General features: G+C 67.0%; 4 protein-coding genes. 1 reads left to right on the forward strand and 3 read right to left on the reverse strand.

Annotation, left to right across the window (positions count from 1 at the left end):
• The coding region (locus tag WB785_RS22820) for a PPE family protein, SVP subgroup (protein ID WP_424082083.1) at positions 1-309 on the forward strand (309 nt) is incomplete at its 5' end.
• 14 nt (positions 310-323) lie between these two features.
• Here WB785_RS22820 and ligA read toward each other — a convergent pair.
• Genes ligA through WB785_RS22835 form a run of 3 tightly spaced genes read right to left on the reverse strand, consistent with a single transcriptional unit; the run spans position 324 to position 3244 of the window.
• Positions 324-2402, reverse strand: a complete 2079-nt coding sequence (ligA, locus tag WB785_RS22825) for an NAD-dependent DNA ligase LigA (protein WP_424082085.1) — start codon at positions 2400-2402, stop codon at positions 324-326.
• Positions 2403-2432: 30 nt separating this feature from the next.
• On the reverse strand, positions 2433-2753 hold the full coding sequence (locus tag WB785_RS22830) for an ArsR/SmtB family transcription factor (protein ID WP_424082087.1): 321 nt from the start codon (positions 2751-2753) through the stop codon (positions 2433-2435).
• The gene (locus WB785_RS22835) at positions 2750-3244 is read right to left on the reverse strand and encodes an SRPBCC family protein (RefSeq protein WP_424082088.1); all 495 of its coding nucleotides are present in this window, start codon (positions 3242-3244) and stop codon (positions 2750-2752) included. Before WB785_RS22835 ends, WB785_RS22830 begins: the two co-directional genes overlap by 4 nt.
• Positions 3245-3270 lie beyond the last annotated feature (26 nt).

The raw sequence follows: 3270 nt of genomic DNA on the forward strand, positions 1-3270 counted from the left end.
GTCGTAACCCCGCTGGCGCCGGGCTCCTCCGTCGCGGCGACAGGTGGCGGCGCCGCCATGACCGCCGGTGTCGGCAAGGCCGCCTCGGTAGGGGCGCTGTCTGCCCCGCGGACCTGGTTGACGGCGGCGGCCGTGAGTGGTTCTACCGCACCTTCGCCCGGCGTCTGGAATCCAGGGCCGATCAGCGGACCAGCGGCCGCGCCATTGATGCCCGTCGCGGGCATTCCTGGGCGTGGCGCCGGCGGCTACGCCCCGCCGTCTCGCCCCGGTTTGCGAACCATTGTGCGCATGCGCTCGGCCGGCGGATGAGTCGGCAGCCGATGTCAGTCGGCGGACTCAGAAGGCCCGTCGGCCAACAGCTTTCGGAAACCATCCTCGTCGAGGATGGGTACGCCGAGCTCGACTGCCTTTTCATACTTCGATCCGGGGGAATCGCCGGCGACGACGTAGGCGGTCTTCTTGGACACCGAACCGGCAGCCTTGCCGCCGCGCGCCACGATGGCCTCTTTGGCGTCATCGCGGGAGAAGCCGGTCAGCGAGCCGGTCACCACGATTGTCAATCCCTCCAGCGTGCGGGGCACGCTGGCGTCGCGCTCGTCGGCCATCCGCACGCCGGCCGAGCGCCATTTGTCGACGATGGCCCGATGCCAATCCACGGTGAACCACTCCGTCACCGCGGCGGCGATGGTCGGGCCGACACCCTCGACCGCGGCCAGCTGCTCGGTGGACGCCGACGTGATCGCATCCAGGCTGCCGAACTCGGTGGCCAGCGCACGCGCAGCGGTTGGCCCGACATGGCGAATCGACAACGCCACCAGCACCCGCCACAGCGGCTGCTTCTTGGCCTGGTCAAGATTGATCAGCAGCCGCTTGCCGTTGGCCGACAGCGCGCCGCTTTTGGTGGTGAACAACTCGGTGCGCAGCAGGTCGTCTTCGGTCAGGCCGAACAGATCACCCTCGTCGCCGATCACTTCGGCTTTCAGCAGCGCGATGGCCGCCTCGTAGCCGAGTCCCTCGATGTCGAAAGCACCGCGACCGGCGACATGAAATACTCGCTCACGCAATTGCGCCGGACAGGCCTGCGCGTTAGGGCAGCGGATGTCGGCGTCGCCCTCCTTGGCCGGAGCCAACGGGGTGTCACATTCGGGACACGTTGTGGGCATGACGAATTCGCGTTCGGAGCCGTTGCGCAGATCGACGACGGGACCCAGCACTTCGGGGATCACGTCGCCGGCCTTGCGGATCACCACCGTGTCACCGATCAGCACACCCTTGCGCTTGACCTCGGCGGGGTTGTGCAGGGTGGCCAACCCGACCGTCGATCCGGCAACGGTGACCGGTGTCATGAATGCGAACGGCGTGACCCGCCCGGTGCGCCCGACGTTGACCCGGATGTCGAGCAGCTTGGTCTGTACCTCCTGCGGCGGGTATTTGTAGGCGATCGCCCACCGCGGTGCCCGCGAGGTGGATCCCAGCCTGCGCTGCAGTGCCACATCGTCGACTTTGACGACGACGCCGTCGATTTCGTGGTCGACATCGTGGCGGTGTTCACCCCAGTAGGCGATCCGGTCCAGAGCGCCCGCAGCGTTCTTTACGCGCGTGGTGTGTTCGGATACGGACAGGCCCCAGGCACCCAGCGCCAGATATGCGTCGTGCAGGGTGGGTGGCCGATATCCCTCGATATGTCCCAACCCGTGGCAGATCATCCGCAGCTTGCGACGCGCGGTGACGGCCGGATCCTTTTGCCGCAGCGAGCCGGCCGCGCTGTTGCGCGGGTTGGCGAACGGCGCCTTGCCGTCTTCGACCAGTGCGGCGTTGAGCGCTTCGAAATCGGCGACCCGGAAGAACACTTCACCGCGCACCTCGAGCACGGCGGGTACCGGGTAGTCGTCGCTGGCGGTAAGCCGTTGAGGGACGTCGTCGATGGTGCGCGCGTTGAGCGTGACGTCCTCGCCGGTACGACCGTCGCCGCGGGTCGAGGCCCGCACCAACCGTCCGTTGCGATACACCAAAGCCAATGCGACACCGTCGATCTTGAGCTCGCACAGAAACGGCACCTTGTTACCGACCTCGGCGTGGATGCGCGCCGCCCACACGTCGAATTCGTCGGTGCTGAACACGTTGTCCAGCGACAGCATCCGTTCCAGATGCTCAGCGGAGGTGAAATCGGTGGCGAAGCCTGCGCCGCCGACCAGTTGGGTCGGTGAGTCGGGCGTACGCAGCTCGGGATGCTCGTCCTCCAGGGCAGCCAGCCGGCGCAGCAGCTCGTCGAAGTCCGCGTCGGAGATGATCGGCGCGTCGCGCACATAGTAACGAAACTGGTGTTCGCGCACCTCGTCGGCCAGTTCGCGCCAAAGTCGCCGGACTTCGGGCGCGACCGGATCAGCCTCTGCTGAGCTCACCTTGGCAGGCTATCGGAGGGCGCCGACAGCTCAGTCCTCCACGTAGGCACGCAACCGGTCGATGGCCGCGTCCCAACGACGTGACAGCTGATTGAGGTAGTCGCTGGCCTGGACCAGCGGGTGGGTCTGCACCGTCCAGATGCGTTCCCGGCCGCGCCGGCTGCTACTGACCAGTCCCACCGCCTCCAGCAATTCCAGGTGCTTGGTGGCCGCCTGCCGGGTGACCGGAACCGCCTGAGTCACTTGGGAAGTCGAGCTGGGGCCGCCGTCGCACAACCGGACGACGATGCGCAGTCGATTCGCATCGCCCAGCGCACCAAAGACGGGTGCCGCCGCGAGCGTCGCCGTCACACCCGCTGCTCCAGCGACAGATACTTTTGCACCAGCTCGACCTGCTTGGCCCAGCCACCGCTGTTGGCCTCGAACGCCGCCGACCGCCGCGACGCGGGGATGGCGTCGAACCCGGACTCGACGATGGTGAGCAACACACCGTTCGGTGTGGGCGAAAGCGTGAACTCGACCAGCGTGGTGGGCTCGGCCGCATAGTCGACGTCGACGTCGACCGCGAACGGATGCCAGCGGTAGGCGAACCGTCGCGGCGGTTCGACGGCGACGATCTGCCAGGTCGCTTTAGCCCCGGCATGCGGCCGCTGCAGCTCGGCCACCTCCTCGTCGACAGTCGTGCCGGTGATCGTCGCGGTGACCGAGGTCCCGGCAACGAAGGGCCCATCGATGCGGGCACCGAACCATCGCCCGAACTCCTGCGAGTCGCTGATCGCACGCCACACCCGGTCCATCGGCGCGCGCAACTCCACCTGCTTCTCGATTCGATCCATGCTCATATGCAACCTCCTGGTTGCTTATCAGT

This window comes from Mycobacterium sp. (assembly GCF_049585075.1).
Classification (GTDB): domain Bacteria; phylum Actinomycetota; class Actinomycetes; order Mycobacteriales; family Mycobacteriaceae; genus Mycobacterium.